The sequence below is a fragment of the Paenibacillus motobuensis genome, assembly GCF_039521865.1.
Lineage (GTDB): Bacteria > Bacillota > Bacilli > Paenibacillales > Paenibacillaceae > Fontibacillus > Fontibacillus motobuensis.
Map to the genome: position 1 here is coordinate 253,263 of NZ_BAAACX010000008.1, position 17,760 is coordinate 271,022.

At 49.1% G+C, this 17,760-nt stretch carries 15 protein-coding genes; 13 read left to right on the top strand and 2 right to left on the bottom strand.

What is annotated here, in order from left to right:
- Positions 1-149: 149 nt before the first annotated feature.
- The 3 genes from ABD014_RS09350 to ABD014_RS09360 all read left to right on the top strand — a co-directional run bounded on the left by ABD014_RS09350 (position 150) and on the right by ABD014_RS09360 (position 4,439).
- Positions 150-1,436, top strand: coding sequence for an S-layer homology domain-containing protein (locus ABD014_RS09350; protein ID WP_343860225.1), 1,287 nt, complete (start codon positions 150-152; stop codon positions 1,434-1,436).
- 189 nt (positions 1,437-1,625) lie between these two features.
- A complete protein-coding gene (locus ABD014_RS09355) occupies positions 1,626-3,905 on the top strand; it encodes an outer membrane protein assembly factor BamB family protein (protein WP_343860227.1) in 2,280 nt (759 codons plus the stop codon).
- A 21-nt stretch (positions 3,906-3,926) separates the two neighbouring features.
- Complete coding sequence (locus ABD014_RS09360; RefSeq protein WP_343860229.1) at positions 3,927-4,439, top strand: hypothetical protein; 513 nt, start codon at positions 3,927-3,929, stop codon at positions 4,437-4,439.
- A gap of 21 nt (positions 4,440-4,460) precedes the next feature.
- Here the strand turns inward: ABD014_RS09360 and ABD014_RS09365 are convergent, their stop codons facing one another.
- Complete coding sequence (locus ABD014_RS09365) at positions 4,461-5,330, bottom strand: LysR family transcriptional regulator (RefSeq protein WP_343860231.1); 870 nt, start codon at positions 5,328-5,330, stop codon at positions 4,461-4,463.
- 216 nt (positions 5,331-5,546) lie between these two features.
- Here ABD014_RS09365 and ABD014_RS09370 point away from each other — a divergent pair, with 216 nt between their 5' ends.
- On the top strand, positions 5,547-7,304 hold the full coding sequence (locus ABD014_RS09370) for an ABC transporter ATP-binding protein (RefSeq protein ID WP_343860233.1): 1,758 nt from the start codon (positions 5,547-5,549) through the stop codon (positions 7,302-7,304).
- Positions 7,301-9,046: an ABC transporter ATP-binding protein gene (locus ABD014_RS09375; protein ID WP_343860235.1), complete on the top strand. Its 1,746-nt coding sequence runs from the start codon at positions 7,301-7,303 to the stop codon at positions 9,044-9,046. Before ABD014_RS09370 ends, ABD014_RS09375 begins: the two co-directional genes overlap by 4 nt.
- A 97-nt stretch (positions 9,047-9,143) precedes the next feature.
- On the opposite strand, the gene ABD014_RS09380 is transcribed toward ABD014_RS09375, so the two are convergent.
- On the bottom strand, positions 9,144-9,590 hold the full coding sequence (locus ABD014_RS09380) for a hypothetical protein (protein WP_343860237.1): 447 nt from the start codon (positions 9,588-9,590) through the stop codon (positions 9,144-9,146).
- 207 nt (positions 9,591-9,797) lie between these two features.
- Here ABD014_RS09380 and ABD014_RS09385 point away from each other — a divergent pair, with 207 nt between their 5' ends.
- The 8 genes from ABD014_RS09385 (at position 9,798) to ABD014_RS09420 (ending at position 17,749) form a co-directional block, all read left to right on the top strand.
- Positions 9,798-10,802, top strand: coding sequence for a LacI family DNA-binding transcriptional regulator (locus tag ABD014_RS09385; RefSeq protein ID WP_343860239.1), 1,005 nt, complete (start codon positions 9,798-9,800; stop codon positions 10,800-10,802).
- Positions 10,803-10,997: 195 nt separating this feature from the next.
- Positions 10,998-12,437: an ABC transporter substrate-binding protein gene (locus ABD014_RS09390; RefSeq protein ID WP_343860241.1), complete on the top strand. Its 1,440-nt coding sequence runs from the start codon at positions 10,998-11,000 to the stop codon at positions 12,435-12,437.
- A 172-nt stretch (positions 12,438-12,609) separates the two neighbouring features.
- Positions 12,610-13,692: a carbohydrate ABC transporter permease gene (locus ABD014_RS09395; RefSeq protein ID WP_343860243.1), complete on the top strand. Its 1,083-nt coding sequence runs from the start codon at positions 12,610-12,612 to the stop codon at positions 13,690-13,692.
- On the top strand, positions 13,693-14,784 hold the full coding sequence (locus tag ABD014_RS09400; RefSeq protein WP_343860245.1) for a carbohydrate ABC transporter permease: 1,092 nt from the start codon (positions 13,693-13,695) through the stop codon (positions 14,782-14,784).
- A gap of 21 nt (positions 14,785-14,805) precedes the next feature.
- A complete protein-coding gene (locus tag ABD014_RS09405; protein ID WP_343860247.1) occupies positions 14,806-14,976 on the top strand; it encodes a hypothetical protein in 171 nt (56 codons plus the stop codon).
- 388 nt (positions 14,977-15,364) lie between these two features.
- The gene (locus ABD014_RS09410; RefSeq protein ID WP_343860249.1) at positions 15,365-16,174 is read left to right on the top strand and encodes a histidinol-phosphatase; all 810 of its coding nucleotides are present in this window, start codon (positions 15,365-15,367) and stop codon (positions 16,172-16,174) included.
- Between the two features lie 194 nt (positions 16,175-16,368).
- Complete coding sequence (locus ABD014_RS09415; RefSeq protein WP_343860251.1) at positions 16,369-16,983, top strand: TetR/AcrR family transcriptional regulator; 615 nt, start codon at positions 16,369-16,371, stop codon at positions 16,981-16,983.
- Between the two features lies 1 nt (position 16,984).
- The gene (locus tag ABD014_RS09420; RefSeq protein ID WP_343860253.1) at positions 16,985-17,749 is read left to right on the top strand and encodes a prolipoprotein diacylglyceryl transferase; all 765 of its coding nucleotides are present in this window, start codon (positions 16,985-16,987) and stop codon (positions 17,747-17,749) included.
- Positions 17,750-17,760: the final 11 nt, after the last annotated feature.

The following is a 17,760-nucleotide window of genomic DNA, read 5'->3' on the forward strand; positions in this document are numbered from 1 at the left end:
TCCATCCAGCGCCATTTTTCGAACAATTGTAACGGTTTTCGGCGGCCCGTACGGCCTATTCACAATTGTCTAGAATTGTGGTTTTCTGAATAATGGTGCAAGATTTTGCTGTCATGCAGCTTGTATTATATTATTCAGGGGGCATATCTATGAGAATTCATTTAATCAAGCCAAGAGGTGTGCGTATCCTCCTATCTCTTAGCTTGATCGTCGGGCTATTCGCCGGGGTATCTCAAGCCGAGGTGGGGGCGGTACCCGTAGAAGCGAAGGATCCGGCATTCAATGACATTAGAGGGCATTGGGCAAGGCAAGAGATCGAGGCCATGGTGCAACAAGGCATTCTGGACGGTTATCCGGACGGAAGCTTCCGCCCGAACGAGCCAGTGAAGGTCGATCAGTTCATCAAGATGTTGATTATGTCTTACAGTGAGCAGCATCCGAATCTGGAGCGAAGCTGGAAGAGCTCCTTCCTTGACTCCCTCTCTGAGGAGAACCGGACAATCCTGAAGCAGGATTACCGATATTTCAATTTCAAGCCAGCAATGACTGGGTACTGGGCCAAACCTTACATAGATGTTGCCAGTGATCTGAATTTTCTGAATAAAGGCCGGTATAGTGATTTTCAGGCGAATATGACCCGTGAGAATGTAGCGGAAGTATTGTTCTACACCCTGCAGGAAACCGAATATCTAGAAGATGAACAGTTCAGCCGCTCAGTTGCACAAGGCTATGGAGATTTAACGAGCGCTAATGATCGAGAGCAGAAATTCATTGCTGAGTCCTTAATCAAAGGAATCATGGAAGGATATCCGGATGGCAAATTTGGCGTAGGCCGTTATGTCACCCGTGCTGAGTCACTCGTTATCTTGAATCGTCTGACTGATAAAACAAAGCGTATTCCAGTTCTTCCACGGGCAGATATGCTGCAACGGCTAGTACCGACGAACGGTGGCGGACAGAAGATTGTCGCCTTCCCGGATAAGAAAATGTGGGACGCCTACGATACTTTGAAGCAGGCGGGACAGCTGCGCGGAACCAATTATGATCTGTTCGATACGACGCTTCGTCTGTTTAAGGATGAGAAAGAGAAGAAGGCGGTGCAGGAGAGCACGGTGCTGGGCAACACAAACGCGAAGGCTTCGACCGAAGAAGCGGCAATTTGGCTCGATCCGGCCTACAATACGTATGGAATTACGGTGCGACTGCGTGAAGGCACCCTGGCACGGAACAAGGAGCCAATCCAACTCTTCGCCAATCAGTTATTCACTTATGACGCGATTGCCTTCAATCGTTGGTTCGATGCGATTTGTGCTGAAGTTGAAGCAGGCAGACCGTTAGCTTCCAAGCAGGCCGATCTCGGAGATTATACCGTCAATGTACTGGTCGATAACCCAGCCAAGACAGTGATATTCTCAATCGCCATCAAGAAGGGATAATTGCAGAATAGATCGCAAATCACAGTAAGCCTTCGGTTTCCTGAACACAGGGAGCTGAAGGCTTTTTGTATCCTATTTACATATCACTCCAGAACTTTTCCGAATGTCTCTCGTCTAATGAAATAAATCATTCTAATCGGTAATAAATAAGCACATATTCTGATAATGGTTCATGAAGGAGATAAGGCGATGATACCGTTAAGCAAGGTGGCTGCAGGGATAGGGTTATGTACTCTTTTAATACTTTCTCCGCTAGATGTAGCTCTGGGGGCTGAGACTAGTAATACAACGATTGCCGCGACCGATTTCTCTAGTAGTGTCCTTCCGAGAAAAGGGGACTCCCTGGAGGCACAACAGCGGGTTCCTCTATTTCCAGAGCAGATGACCACCAGGAGTGACATCCATAAATTGAACGTCTCATATTACGGGCAGAGGGGAGACAGATTCAAAGTCCGTGATATGAAGGGCGAGCTGCTTAAGATTTATTCCGATGATCTAGGTGAGGTCTGGACCCCGCTATGGTATTGGACGAAGGATGCGGGTCAGTTAGTACAGCTTGGAGATATGAGGTGGATTACTCTAAGCAGCAAGGCTAAGCTGGCGTTAGCTCCGAACAGTTCGATCACATGGGATAACAAAGTGACAGGTGACTCTGAATGGGTTGCTGTAGCCCAATGGAAGAGCTGGGTAGGTGTGCTCGCGAATCCCGAGCCTTGGCAGCAGGACGGAGAAATCTATCGGCCGGTTCTATTGTGGATTCAGAAGCAGGATATAGCGAGTGAAGTTCCGCTTCCTCCGGGAATCTTCGCCCCTAGCTCCAAAATATCCACGGATATGATCAGAAATATGGCCAGCTGGCTGCTGGTTCCCGGCACAGATAGTTCATATGTGAAGAAACTGCTAGGCGCACCGCAATTTATCGAAACTTCAGGGAACTTGCAGATGGAGAACGGAAAGCCGATGCAGTTGGGAAAGACCTGGCGTTACGAACGGCCTGACGGGCAGTTCTTAGTGATCTTCTCCCAGGAAGGCAAGCTGGAGGGGACCAGTTGGATCATTCCTGGTGCAGATGGGAGCAGGAGCATCTACACTGGGCTGGACTATCGTTATTCTTATCATTTTATGAATACTCCTGTGTCAGAGACATTGCAGATGGATCCGTTATGGAGACAGCAGGGGGATTTGGATTTTGCTTACTTGCTGGCGGCTACTCCGGATGTATTGTTAATCAAGGGAGATGATGGCGGCTTCAGCGGAATGCATCAGAGCTCTAATATATATGCGGTCACCCGGACGGATGGCAACAAGCTGTGGCAGGTGGAGGCCGGTTTTGGAATTTTGCAGGCGGAAGCAGCAGGTTCCGGTGATATGGTGACGATCTTGACGGATTATAATCCGGAGGCGAAGCAATACGAGAACAGATTGCGACAGATCCGTATATCCGATGGCAAGGTTCTATGGGAGAGAAAGTCTGAGGACCAGGGGTATAGAGTTGGAATGGGGCTGGCGCAAAACAGCGTAATTATGCTGGAGACTCCAGACACGGAAGAGAAGGATCATCCCGCGCAATTATCTGTCTTCGACAATACTACGGGGAAGCTGAAATGGAAGCGGGAAGTTCCCGCGAAGGCTCAAATATTCAATGCAGGTGGTCGAGATCCTTATGTGCTGGTTCGAGATCAGAAAGCCTTGAACGCTTATGATCCAAGTTCCGGGCAGGTGAAGTGGACGGTTGAGCTGCAAGGGCAGCAGTCTGACTACGCTAGTTACGATGCCTACTATCCGGGAGGACCAAGGATCAATCCCTTCGAGCCGCCTTCGTTCAGGCGCTGGGTGCAGCTTGGCGATCGATGGATGCTGTTGGATTTGCGGACGGGGAACAGCTTGGCCGAGTATTCCTTGACTGCTAATGCACGAATCGAGATGCTCGATGAGCGTTATTTGCTTGTGCAGCGCATGATGAAGACCGCCAATCATACTGGTGTTAACCGGAGCGAGGAGCAATATGAATCGACACTGTATGATGCGGAGCGGGGGCAGGAACTGTGGACGATGAAGGGGCGAGCCTCCAAGGGAACCATCGCCGGGGACATATTATATTTCTTGGCCGATGGGATTCCTACAGCGGCAAGGCTAGGAGATGGCAAACCGGTATGGCAAATGAATCACACTACTGCCGAGGCAGAGAATATGTCCTACTTTGCCGGAGGCGGATATATTGTGATGAGCGATTACTTGCTTCTCCCCTATGGCCCGAACCTGATCGTTATCGATCGACAGAGCGGGGATCTGCTGGGACGGATGCAAAATATGCTGATGGGCTACGCAGAGCTGCGTGAGCTGGAGTCGCGTAACGGAACAATCAACAGATCGGGAGATGAATTGTATGTTGGCACGGCCAACGGGGCGATCGTACGGTTAAGCATTCGTGAAATAGAGCAGGGATTAGTTAAACATTTTGAAACTTAATTCTGTGGAGGAAACATCGTATTGAGTAAGAAAAAAAGCATAATATTGATATGTTTACTCATTTTCGGACTGCTGAGTTATGTTTTATATACTGGGTATATGTATACAAATAGTTTCTATAAACATGAGCATGTTAAGGGAGTAGTTATAGGACTATTTGATAATAAGCCTGGTATAGGGGCAACTATTCAACAAATCAGAACAACGGACGAGGAAGAGATCGCTGAAGTAATCCGACTCCTAGAAGGTAGAACAGTCATTAAATTATTTCCTCACATAGGTCCCATAAAAAATTATACGAGTGATTCTTTTGAATTACGGATTGAGTTAATATCTGATACTAATCTAACACTAGAGTACAAAATTGATCCATTTGGGGATGTGGAAGTAAAAAAGGGAATTAAGAACAAAAGATCAAATACATTGATTTTTGGCGGTAGCAGCAAGAAATGGTTCAATGATATTAGAGCCTTGTTTGAGGAAAAAAAACAAAATCCCCTATGGTCAAAATTCAAAGGAGTGAACGGTGAATAGCCGGCTCACTCCTTTTCTTTATTATTCCTTACTGAAGCTCTCCAGGAACTTTCTAGCCAACGAGGACATGTAACGGTCCTTGATCCAGATTGCAGCGACCCGGGTCTGGAGGTAGGGACTGTCGATTACCTTATAGATCAGATTGCTGTGGTTCGCCAGCTCGAACGCGGATTTCGGGATAATTCCGATACCGAGGCCGGCATTGGCCCATAGTAGGGTGGTCCGGGCATCATCATTTTTGCAAAAAAGGTTTGGATCGAAGCCGGATTTCTGGCATGTCTCGCGGATCAGTTGCTCAAATCGGCGGTAAATGACCAGAGGGCGCTCGCGCAGCTCTTCGATTCCAAGGGTATCCCGCCCGCCGCTCCAATCCAGCTCCGGGGTCATCACGGCGATCATCGGCTCGCTTTCGGCATATTTGTAACCTATCCCCGCATTATGAAAAGGAGTTCTAACGATCCCTACTTCGATGAGGCCACTCTGCAGCAATTCAATGACCCTGAACGTGTTGCCCTCATGGATTTCAAATTTGATTCCGGTGTAAGTTTTGTGAAATTCGGATAATCTATCCTTTAATAATGTCGCTCCTGAGGAGGACACCGTACCGATCGCTAATGTTCCCTTTAATCCTTTGGCAAAATCGCTGACTTCTCTGGACGTCGAGTCTGTTAAATCTACAATTTGCTGCGCTCTGCGGCGCAGAATCTCCCCTGCGTCGGTAAGCCGAATACTGCGAGGACCGCGCTCTACCAGCTTCACGCCAAGCTCCTCCTCCAACAGCTTAAGCTGTTGGCTGAGCGGGGGTTGAGCCATTTGCAGCTTTTTGGCAGCAGAGGTAATCTGGCCTTCCTCCGCAATTGTCAGGAAATATTTCAACTGCCTGATGTCCATAAGGTTCTCCTTTTATGCTGACATATTAATTTCATATACATTAGATATAAATCAAATATTATTAATATGGAAGATGTTATGTCATAATCATATCCGGTAAATAAATTTCGTCAAACCCTTTGTAATGCATGAAATTAACTTTTTAATCCAAGTTCAGAATGGCCGGTTTATCAGTTCAAAAGCGGCCTTTATAACAGTCATAATGGGGATGATACTTTGTTTAGACTCGCTGCATTTTTAAAACCTTACAAGAAGGAAAGTATTCTAGGCCCTTTCTTTAAGCTGGTGGAGGCAATTCTGGAGCTGCTTCTACCGACGATAGTGGCCCTGATTGTGAACCATGGGATTGGCAGGAATGATATCGGTTATGTATGGAAGATGGGCGGCTTAATGGTCGTCATGTCGATACTCGGCTTTGGCAGTTCGCTGATCTGTCAATATTATGCGGCACGGGCATCACAGGGCTTCGGGACAACGCTGCGTAATACGCTGTTCCGGCATGTCTCGACGCTGTCTTATGCTGAGATTGACCGCTTTGGGACACCATCATTGATCAACCGTATCACAAATGATGTCAATCAGCTGCAGATCGCGGTAGCGATGCTGATTCGGCTCGTGATTCGCGCCCCGTTCATATGCATTGGGGCAATCATCATGTCGATGCTGCTTGATTTTAGACTGTCGCTTGTTCTGCTAGCCGCAACACCAGTGTTTGCTATTATTCTATATTTGATTATTACCAAGACAGCACCTATGTATCGGTTATACCAGAAGAAACTGGACAGAATCGCACTAGTATTGAGCGAGAATCTAACGGGGGTTCGCGTCATCCGTGCGTTCGCGAAGAGACAGGCCGAGAAGGCAAGATTCCGCGAGGCTTCCGACGACATTACGGCTACTGCGATTCGAGTAGGACGGGTGTCTGCGCTGCTTAGTCCGGTAACGACGGTTGTTGTCAACGGGGCGATTATCGCTATTCTATGGGTTGGCGGTATCCACATTAATGCGGGGACATTATCTTCTGGCGAGATCATCGCCTTTATTAACTATGTCACGCAAATTTTGCTCGCTTTGATCGTCGTGTCGAACCTGATTATTATATTTACCAAGGCAGCATCCTCGGCAGCTCGGATCAATGAGGTGCTCGACACCGTTCCTTCCATTGCTGACCCTGCGCCAGAAGAGCGAAACCAGTCTACAGCGAAAATAGAAGATAAGAAGGATAGTCCCGCTGTTGTATTTGATCATGTCACCTTCGGATATAGCGCAACGGGTGATCCGGCTCTGACAGATATATCGGTAGAGATAAGACGTGGCGAGACCGTGGGCATTATCGGTGGTACCGGTTCAGGCAAATCTACATTTGTGAACCTGATTCCGAGATTTTATGACGCTACCTCCGGGCGTATCCTCATCAATGGGATCGACGTAAGGGATTATAGCCTGCATGAGCTGCGCGGCAAGATCGGGATCGTTCCGCAGAAGGCACTGCTCTTCACAGGGACGGTTGCCGATAACATCCGCTGGGGCAATGAATTAGCTGCGGATGAAGAGGTCAAGCAGGCGGCTGTCATTGCACAGGCTGATGAATTCATATCGAAAATGCCGGAAGGCTATAACACTCCGGTGTCCAGGGGCGGACTTAATCTGTCGGGTGGGCAGAAGCAGCGCTTAACGATCGCCCGGGCAATTGTCGCCAGTCCCGATATACTTATCCTTGATGATTCTTCGAGTGCGCTCGATTTTGCCACAGATGCGGCGTTAAGAAGGTCGATCCGGGAGAACAGCCAGGGAATGACGGTATTCCTCGTCTCGCAGCGGGTTAGCACCGTGCAGCAGGCGGATAAGATCATCGTCATCGAAGATGGACGGATTGTCGGCATCGGCACTGATGCTGAACTCAAGCGCGATTGCAGTGTCTATCAAGAGATTTGCCGCTCACAGTTCTCTAATGAGGAGGCAGGACAACGATGAACATGAAGCAAACATGGGGAAGACTGCTGACTTATACCGGAAAATATAAAAGCTATACAGTCTGGGCCTTCATTAGTGCGATTATTAGCGTAGCTTCCAGCTTGATCGGCCCATTTATGATCGGGATTACAATCGACCATATGGTCGGCAAGGGTGCCGTAGAGTTCACGGACATATTCAGACTGCTTACGCAGCTTGGTCTGGTGTATCTCATCGGAAGCTTGTTCGGCTGGCTGTTGACATATCTTACGAATCGGCTTGCTTATCAAACGGTTAATGATCTGCGCAGCGAAATGTTCGACAGGCTGAATGTTCTGCCGCTGAAGTATCATGATAATCATCCGCACGGGGACAGCATCAGCCGATTCGTCAACGATATGGATGCCATATCGGACGGGTTGCTGCAAGGCTTCTCCACACTATTAACCGGCGTTGTTACAATCATCGGGGCGATCGCACTCATGCTGTATACGAATCCGCTCATGACCATCGTCGTGCTGTTATCTGCACCAGCGGCCTTCTTCGTAGCGCGGTTCATCACGATGCGCTCCCAGCAGCTATTTCGTGATCAGGCCCGTATATTGGGTGGGCTGAATGGTTATGTCGAGGAGATGATCGGCGGGCAGAAGGTGGTCCAGGCCTTCCGTTATGAAGACCACTCTTTTGCGGAGTTCACAGCGCGAAATGATGAATTGTATCACACCGGAGTAAAATCGCAATTCGTCAGCTCTCTGTCAAATCCATCCACCCGTTTGGTGAACAATGTTACCTTCTCAATCATCGCCTTAATTGGGAGTATTATGGTCATCATGTCCAGAATATCGGTCGGGGGACTGTCCAGCTTCCTGATCTATGCCAATCTATTCGCTAAGCCGTTCAACGAGATTACCGGCGTAATTACGCAGCTGCAATCAGCTACCGCCTCGGCGCAGCGTATCTTCCAGGTGCTTGATGAAGCCGCAGAGTCACCGGATGCTGACGATGCAGTTCATATCCCGGCGAAGCAGGGGACGATTACGTTCCGTCATGTGAAGTTCGCTTATCAGCCTGACCGGCCCCTTATTACCGATTTGAACCTCGTTGTCGAACCAGGCACGCGGATCGCGATCGTGGGACAGACCGGTGCTGGCAAGACAACGCTGGTGAATCTGTTAATGCGATTCTATGACGTTGACGCTGGCGAGATTGCGATAGACGGCATTAACATTAACGATATGACCCGTGACAGCTTACGCCATACCTTCGGGATGGTGCTGCAGGATACCTGGTTGTTCGGCGGGACGATCCGTGACAATATCGCCTATGGGAAGCCGAATGCAAGCCAGGAGGAGGTTATTGCTGCCGCGAAGGCGGCTAACGCCCACAGCTTCATCAAGCGGCTGCCACAGGGCTATGATACGGTAATCAGCGGCTCCGGTGACAGCCTGTCCCAGGGACAGAAGCAGCTCCTGACGATCGCTCGGGTTATGCTGGTTGATCCGCCGATGCTGATTCTCGATGAAGCGACGAGCAGCATTGATACGCTGACGGAGATCCGTATCCAGGCGGCGTTCCTGAAGATGATGGAAGGCAGAACGAGCTTCGTCATCGCCCACCGACTGTCGACGATCCGTGAGGCCGATATGATCCTATACATGAAGGACGGGGATGTCGTCGAGAGCGGCAGTCATGAACAGCTGCTGGAGAGCGGCGGGTACTACGCCAATCTGTACAACAGTCAGTTCGCGGCTGTAAATGGCTAGTAGGTTAGATATTCAAAGCCGTTGTTCCACTGCGATAATGCAGTGAGAGCAGCGGCTTTGCTGTGTTTACACTCGATTTTCAGGAATCTATCCTACCTTACCCTTCAATAAGCGCCAAATAGCGGTGCTGCTTACCGTCCAACTCAATGATGAGAATTTCTCCTCCTTGCCGGGGCGAAGGAGCGTAAATTTCAGTTCCGACAGGCAGCTTCGTAGACATGCCATTAATGAAGCTGTCTTGCTTATCATATACAGCTGTAATCTCTCCGACCTTGCTCTGATCTTCGAACTTTAATTCTTGAACCCAACTCGACGGATCGGCTTTGGTGAAGATAAGATCCCCGAACATGAAGATGTCGGCGTCAGGATTGAGCTTGAGCACCTCCTCACCAGTAGGATTGTGAGTTGTACTCACCTGCACTTGGTCCCGATCAGTCTCACCTCCAAGCACGGAACATGCCGTTAACACGTACCCCGCAAGCACAATAGTAAGCATGCAGATAGCTAGTAACCAGTATCTTCGTATCATAACTAATCCTCTCATAGTTCTCCTCCCCCCGTGTAAAGCGACTTAGGCTTGAACATATAAGCTGCACGAGAATGATTGTATGGCTGACTTATCTCAGTGAAATGTTCTATCAATTCCCCGCTTCTGTCTGCTATTTATTCTTATTCCAGATGACGAATGAAACGGCCTTGATGTTGCATACATATGGAACTGAAAAGCTTTTCGGAAAAGAGGTCGTGACCATTGAAGCCTACAATTCATGATGTTGCCAGGCGGGCGGGGGTTTCGATCAGCACCGTATCCCGGGTGATGAATACGCCGCAGATGGTAGGCAAGAGTAAGCGGCTGCGGGTGTTGGAAGCGATCGAGGCGTTAAAGTACCAGCCGAACGCTTTTGCCAGAGGACTCATTTACAAGAAGTCGTTCACCCTCGGCCTGCTCATTCCCGACATTGAGAGCATGTATTATGCAGGGATGATTCGCGGCATGCAGGATGCCTGCATTAAACTTGGCTACAGCCTGATGATCTGCAACACGGACAGGAATAAGGAACGTCTGCTGGCCTACATTGACAACTTCCATGAGAAGCAGGTTGACGGGATCGTCTTCGCTAGCGATGCCATGCTGCCGGAATATTATCGCAAATTAACGGACTGCAAAATCCCAACAGTGCTTGTCTCCACCCATTCGGAGGAATATAGCCTCCCCTGCATCGAGATCGATGATGAGGCGGCGTCTTATGACGCCGTTAAATTCCTGATCGGATTAGGCCACCGGGATATCGGGATGATCGGTTTCCGCCATGACAACTCCATATCCGGACCGCCGAGGTACGCAGGGTTCATCCGGGCAATTACTGAATTCGGTCTTCCGGACAATACAAGCAAAGTAAGCTACGCTAATTACCGCTTCAATCATGCCTATGCTGCGACACATGATCTGCTAACAAGTTACCCTGAGTTAACAGCACTGTTCTGCGTGTCGGATGAGTTCGCCATGGGGGCGATCTCCTATCTGAAGGATCGGAATATACTCGTTCCCGGGCAGATCTCCATCATTGGATTCGATAATGTACGCATGGCTGGCATGTTCATTCCCAAGCTGACGACCGTCGCCCAACCGATCTATCAGCTCGGTTATCGTGCGGCTGAGAAGCTGCATGAGCTGATTACCACCGGAAGAGTAGAGATCCGCAGAGAGATTCTAGAGCATCAGCTGATGATTCGCGAATCTACACGAGAGAGATAATGAGGCGTGAGCAGTATATTACAGGTTCAGGCATATTACCGACTAACAGCGCATACAAAGATGAATAAACCAATCGATATGATTTTATCCGGTAAATTTCTGAAAAGCTTTGCAAAGGGGTGATGTGTACTACCACAGGCTGGCAAACAGACGCATGACAGAACTTAATAACGGTTAGAGGGGATGTATGAAAATATGAGAAAATTTCTCACACACAAAGTCTCGCTGCTGCTCATCTTATGCCTATCCTTCGCAATGCTGTTAAGTGCCTGCGGGGGAGGCGGTAATGAGGGGAAGACGGCGAATCAGCCTGGTGATAATCAGAAGAATGAGGGGAATCAGGGGAAATCTCCCGACAACTCGAATACGAATGGCAATCAAGGCTCAGATACACAAGGCTCGCCGCTTGAATTAGCGCTGAAGGGCGAATATAAGGGAACGAAAGTAACGATGTTCGGTCCCTTCGTAGATGCTGACCAAGTCAAGTTCGAGAATAGCATTAAGGACTTTGAGGAGAAGACGGGCATCGATATTCAATACGAAGGCTCCAAGGAGTTCGAGGCAACGATCAATATCCGTGTAGATGGCGGGAATGCGCCGGATATTGCTGATTTCCCGCAGCCGGGCTTGCTCGCTTCAATTGCCAAGACGGGCAAGGTCATAGATCTGAACAATATTCTCGATATCAATAAATTGAAGTCCAATTACAATCAGAGCTGGCTTGATATGGCGACCATGCCGGGTAAGGACGGCGATATTATGACCGGGATATGGAACCGCAGTAATGTGAAGAGCCTGGTCTGGTATCCGAAGAAGCAATTTGAAGATGCCGGATATCAAATTCCGGAGACCTGGGATGAGCTGATGGCGTTAACGGAACAGATCGCCAAGGACGGCGATGCGCCTTGGACGATCGGGATCGAGAGCGGCGCGGCGACAGGCTGGACAGCGACGGACTGGGTCGAGGATATCATGCTCCGTACGACTACTCCAGAGAATTACGATAAATGGGTCAAGGGCGAGCTTCCGTTCACTTCACCGGAAGTGAAGCATGCCGTAGAACTGATGTCGCAGATCTGGATGAACAAAGATTATGTATACGGCGGCACCAAGTCGATCGTTACGACAGCCTTTGGTGATGCCACAGCCCCGATGTTCGACAATCCGCCGAAGGCATGGCTGCACCGTCAGGCCAACTTTATCACCAGCTTCTTTCCGGAGACAGCCAAGATCGACGAGGATGTAACCTGGTTCTATTTCCCGCCGATTGATGAGCAGTACGGGAAGCCGGTGCTGGTAGCGGGGGATATTTATTCGATGTTCAACGACCGTCCAGAGGTTCGCGCGGTCATGGAGTTCTTCACGACAGGCGAATCAATTAAGACCTGGGTACAGTCCGGCGGGGTCATCGCTCCGATGAATGATGCATCGCTGGATTGGTATACAACAGATTCTGACCGCAGGATGGCGAAGCTCGTTCAAGAAGCTTCGACGCTGCGCTTCGATGGCTCCGATCTGATGCCGGGAAGCGTTGGGGCGGGTACGTTCTGGAAAGGCATGACCGACTATGTCAGCGGTGCGGCGAATCTGGATGATGCGTTGAAGCAGATCCAAGCAGGCTGGGACAACAAATAATCCGCTTTTGATTACGAAGTAAATCAGGAAGTAACTCGGCATCGAATCTTGAATTCAGCCGGGACCTCCGGTGCTCACGTACAAACTACGTACGCTCCGCTCCTCAGTCCCTAACTTCATCCAACCTTCTCGGTACTGAAAAGCGGATCTTATTAAAAAAGGAGGCGGCCGTATGCGGGAAGTGATCAAATCCAAAATCAGCATAGGGGCGATTCTGCTATCGCTTGTTGTGCTTGTAGTGAACACGGCAGTTCATGGGGCAATCTTCTTCTTTTTTCGCAACACCGCTCTAAATCCGCTTATTACGGCCGTTCTTGCTGTTCTATGGGGAGTGCTGGGCGTCTATTTCCTCTACTATACGTTGAACTGGGCAGTGGAGAAGTATCCGGATCATCTTCGCAGTAAAATATTACCCTACATCTTCATCGGCCCCGCAGCTATACTCCTTGGCTGGCTGTTGATCATTCCAGCGCTGCGTACCTTCTACTTAAGCTTCTTCAACGCCTCCTCCGATCGATTCATCGGCTTCGGCAATTATGCGGCCATCTTCAGTGATCGGCTGCTGGGCGTTGCGCTGCGCAACAATCTGCTCTGGGTATTCATCGGCACACTTGCCTGTGTATCGCTGGGGCTGTTAATCGCCATATTGGCGGATCGGAGCAGCTATGAGCGTATTGCCAAAGCGATCATCTTCATGCCGATGGCCATCTCGTTTGTCGCTGCCGGGGTCATCTGGAAGTTCATCTACTACTATCAGCCGGGTGATGAACAGATCGGCCTGCTCAACGCGATAGTCATGTTCTTCGGCGGCGAGCCGCAGGCATGGACGAGTATGCTTCAGCCCTGGAACAATCTGTTCCTGATCGTCATTCTGATCTGGATGCAGACCGGGTTCGCAATGGTAATTTTCTCGGCAGCGATCAAGGGGGTTCCCGATGATATTCTGGAGGCAGCCCGCGTCGATGGCGCCGGTGAGATCCGCATATTCGGCCGCATCATTATTCCGTATATTTCGGCGACAATATTGACCGTAACGACGACGATTATTGTATTTACGCTTAAAATATTCGATGTCGTCATGGTCATGACCGGAGGTCAGTATGATACCGAGGTGGTAGCTACACAATTTTACCGCCAATTCTTCATGTACCGTAATTTCGGGTATGGATCGACGCTGGCCATTGTCCTGCTGATTGCGATCATTCCTGTCATTATTATTAATTTGCGGCAGTTCCGCAGACAGGGGGGATGGTAAATGGCCGCAAAGTCCAGACGAAGAGGCAGCAAGACTGTCGTCAACATTGTGCTCGGTATCATCTGTCTGATCTGGCTGATTCCTACGCTCGGACTGTTCATCTCTTCCTTCCGTCCGGCGGCTGATATACTTCAGAGCGGATGGTGGAAGGTATTTCCCCATCAAGGCTGGCAGACGAAGGATACGCTGACCTTACCGAAGGAGACGGATCTGCGCGAGCCGATTCAGGTCGATGGCGAAACCTTCAGTGATGAGCAGTTGAAGGCGGGCGTTGTTGTTGACGGTCAGCGATTGCAATGGGAGAACCGCAGAGCGAGAACGCTGAATGTGCAGGAACGCGGCTGGGAGGCGCTGCTGAACTTCACACTGGACAATTACAGGAATGTGCTGTCCGGTAAGGAATATAAGCTCAAGCAGGCTGACGGTAGCGAGACGATTCAGAAGGGAACCGGCCTGTCTCAAGCCTTCTTGAATACGTTGACGATTGCCGTTCCGGCGACAGTGATCCCTGTGCTGATTGCCTCCTTTGCCGCCTATGCCTTCGCCTGGCTGCGTTTCCCAGGCAGGAAGACATTATTCGTCGCCATCATTGCACTGCTCGTTATTCCACTGCAGGTAGCGCTGATTCCGGTGCTGAAGGATTACACGGCACTAGGCCTGAACGGGAGCTATCTAGGGATCTGGCTTGCCCACACGGCCTTTGGACTGCCGCTCGTGACTTACTTTATGTACAATTTCATTAGTCAGCTCCCGCAGGATTTGTTCGAATCGGCCTTCATAGATGGGGCCAGTCATTTTACGATCTTCAGTCGATTGATCCTTCCGTTATCAGTGCCAGCCCTGGCTTCGATCGGGATCTTCCAATTCCTGTGGGTGTGGAACGACTATCTTGTCTCGCTCATCTTCATCGGCAACCAGCCAAGCGTGCAGGTGATGTCCATGAAGATCGCCGATCTGGTCGGCTCCCGCGGCAGCGATTGGCATCTCCTAACCTCGGCTGCTTTCATCTCGATGCTGATGCCGCTCACTATCTTCTTCCTACTGCAGAAGTATTTCGTCAGAGGGCTGATGGGCGGTTCGGTCAAAGGCTAAGTGTGGATAGGAGCGAGAACGATGCTAATTGCTCCATACATCATAAAAGCCTGCAATTATGCAGGAATTTCGCAAACAGATGGACCTGAAATAGTGAATTCCTGCGAAGATGCAGTTTTTTCTCCACATCAGCTTGATTTCAAGAAAAAAGGAGAGAAGCCTGCATATTTGCAGGTTTTTCCTAATAACTAGTGATTTGATGCGATAAAGCCTGCATATTTGCAGTTTTGAGTTTGTAGTGGGACTGGCAGGTATGCGTATCGTTATGTACAGCTAAGGAGCTGCGTCCGTATCAATGCGGGGTGGCTTCTTTGCTGTTGTTACGTTGGCACTGCCTTAATTCTCAGTATCGGATGCTGTTAAGCGACTGAAGCGAAGAAGGGATGTTTGACGATAATCGCAATAAAGTGCATTTCAATACGAGAGAAAGTTTTATATAATAATAATGCAATCGGTTGCACAAAGAGAGGGTGTATAGTAACTTGTTGATTCATTCTGGAGTTCGGGCTCCTACAACTTGTGCGTTGGGCGGTTGCTTTTGATTTTGAGTGAATGAACCATGAAGAATGGAGGAGGAGCTATGTTTGACTTACATACGCATCACGAACGATGTGGACATGCTACGAGGACCATCGAGCAGTATATTGAAAGCGCAATCTCTAAGGGTATACAGGTGCTTGGTATTACCGATCATTCTCCGTATTTTTTTGCAGATGAGGATCATCCCTTTCCAGGCTTGGCTATGGCCAAGAGCGAATTTGCTCGCTATGTAGAAGAGGCTATACAGTTAAAAGAGAAATATAGAGATCGGCTCGAGCTGTTAATCGGGGTCGAATCGGATATTTTTAAGGAGCATATGGTATTGTACAACCAGGTATATAGCGGCTTTCCGCTGGATTATGTGATTGGCTCGATCCATTTCACCTCTCCGTCCCTTATTCTTCAAGGACTGGATTGGAGCCAGGCTTCTGAGGAAGAGCGGATGGCGGAATTTAGAAGATTCATCGAGCTGATGCAGCATGCTGTACAGAGCGATGGGGTGAACATCATCGGGCATATGGACCGGGTTCATCGAGGGAATCCGTCGTTCGAAGACTTATATGCGCCCTATATCGCACCTTTACTCAAGACGATGGCTGAGAGAGGGGCTGTACTGGAAGTGAATACGGGTGGATTCCGGAAGAGCGCGAAGGACTGGTATCCTTCTATAAATATCATCGAGCAGGCCTGCCATTATGGCGTAGATGTTACCTTTGGCTCGGATGCGCATGATCCGCTGCGGGTCGGAGATGAATGGGAAGAGGTTCGCCAGACACTAGAGCATATTGGTTATAAGCGATGGGTTATTTTCAGACAACGTAGGCCTTATTACTTGGACATTCATTCCTAAGAAATCACTTTCGACACCACATCAATGAAGCGTCGCCCGGCTTGTTAAGAGGCGGCGTTTCTCATTTATAAGACCAGTGGGGGAACATGCTAATGGGGAACAATCGCCGTAGAAGTCATGGCCCTACACTTGACAGAGTTTCGCTCTGTAATGCACAATATTAACAGAGTCGGACTCTGTTAGGAGAGTGCTATATGGCCAGGGTTGTTAAGAAGCCGGAAGAGAGAAAAGAAGAATTACTGGATATTGCAATCAAGCTGTTTATGGAGAAGGGCTACATCAATACTTCAGTCAAAGATATTTACACACAGGCCAACGGTTCGTTTGGCATGTTCTATCATCACTTTGCTTCGAAGGAAGAAATATTTGAAGCCGCCATGGCCAAGTATACCGACTTGTTCGTGTCCGGTATTTCTGAGATTTTACAAGATAAGAGGATTCCCTACCCGGAGCGCTACAAGCGCGTGCTCATTCATTGGATGGGATTAATGAACGGTCGCGACAAAGTACGGGGGACCCGGCATGATGTTGAGGTGTTCCGCGTATTGTCAGGCAAAATGCTGAGGGGTGCTATCGATCCGGTAAGGCGTTATTTGGACGAGGGAATTGAGCAGGGATTTATAAAGACAGATGACAGCCATAGCTCTGCTATATTTATAGTCTATGGAACTTTCGGATTGCTGAATGAAGAGAGAAGCCGCATCGGCAGTAATGACAATGCCCTACATATTTTTGCTGAGGTATCCAAACGAATAGCGGCGATGCTGGATGCTGGTGAGGACATTTTTAATTTTGCAGAGGAGGGATAGCGTGTACAATGATCTATTTTCAATAGGGCCCTTTACGGTTCATGGATACGGGGTGATGATCGCCATTGGTGTCCTGGCTGCTTACATGGTTATGATGAAGCGGGCCAAGCGGCTCAACATCGATAGCAGTCATATTGATTCGCTAACAGTTTGGGTTCTAGTAGGCGGAGCAATAGGCGCCAAGGTTTTGTTTTGGCTCACTCAGATGGAGAATATCTTGCAAAATCCTAGCCTCTTGCTGCTGACGATCACAGACGGTTTTGTAGTATACGGAGGGATTATAGGCGGCGTATTAGCCGGATATATCTATTGCCGAAAGAAGCAGATAGGGTTCTTGAAGTATTTTGACTTGATTATCCCTTCTGTCGCGCTAGCACAAGGCTTCGGGCGCATTGGCTGCTTTATGGCAGGCTGCTGTTACGGCAGGGAGACAGATAGTGCGTTTGGAGTGGTGTTTCCATCCTCCTCGCTTGCCCCAGGCGGCGTACCGCTGATCCCCACCCAGTTAATTTCAAGCGGCTTGGATTTCCTTTTGTTTGCGGCACTGATTCTCTATGCGAAGAGAAAAAAAGCCGACGGTCAGGTAGCAGCACTCTATTTGATCTTATATAGCGGCGGCAGATTTATACTTGAATTTTTCAGAGGGGATATCATACGTGGAAGTGTCGGTATTCTATCGACCTCGCAATTTATAGCCATTTTCCTGTTCGTAATCGGATGCGGGATGTTCATAGGAAGGCAATATAAAGCCGCTATACTGCGATAAGCAGTAATATA

What these genes read in the sequence shown, in the direction of transcription:
- ABD014_RS09350 (WP_343860225.1), top strand. Translation starts at nt 150, where the DNA reads ATGAGAATTCATTTAATCAAGCCAAGAGGTGTGCGTATCCTCCTATCT.
- ABD014_RS09355 (WP_343860227.1), top strand. Translation starts at nt 1,626, where the DNA reads ATGATACCGTTAAGCAAGGTGGCTGCAGGGATAGGGTTATGTACTCTT.
- ABD014_RS09365 (WP_343860231.1), bottom strand. Translation starts at nt 5,330, where the DNA reads ATGGACATCAGGCAGTTGAAATATTTCCTGACAATTGCGGAGGAAGGC.
- ABD014_RS09375 (WP_343860235.1), top strand. Translation starts at nt 7,301, where the DNA reads ATGAACATGAAGCAAACATGGGGAAGACTGCTGACTTATACCGGAAAA.
- ABD014_RS09380 (WP_343860237.1), bottom strand. Translation starts at nt 9,590, where the DNA reads ATGAGAGGATTAGTTATGATACGAAGATACTGGTTACTAGCTATCTGC.
- ABD014_RS09390 (WP_343860241.1), top strand. Translation starts at nt 10,998, where the DNA reads ATGAGAAAATTTCTCACACACAAAGTCTCGCTGCTGCTCATCTTATGC.
- ABD014_RS09395 (WP_343860243.1), top strand. Translation starts at nt 12,610, where the DNA reads ATGCGGGAAGTGATCAAATCCAAAATCAGCATAGGGGCGATTCTGCTA.
- ABD014_RS09400 (WP_343860245.1), top strand. Translation starts at nt 13,693, where the DNA reads ATGGCCGCAAAGTCCAGACGAAGAGGCAGCAAGACTGTCGTCAACATT.
- ABD014_RS09405 (WP_343860247.1), top strand. Translation starts at nt 14,806, where the DNA reads ATGCTAATTGCTCCATACATCATAAAAGCCTGCAATTATGCAGGAATT.
- ABD014_RS09410 (WP_343860249.1), top strand. Translation starts at nt 15,365, where the DNA reads ATGTTTGACTTACATACGCATCACGAACGATGTGGACATGCTACGAGG.
- ABD014_RS09415 (WP_343860251.1), top strand. Translation starts at nt 16,369, where the DNA reads ATGGCCAGGGTTGTTAAGAAGCCGGAAGAGAGAAAAGAAGAATTACTG.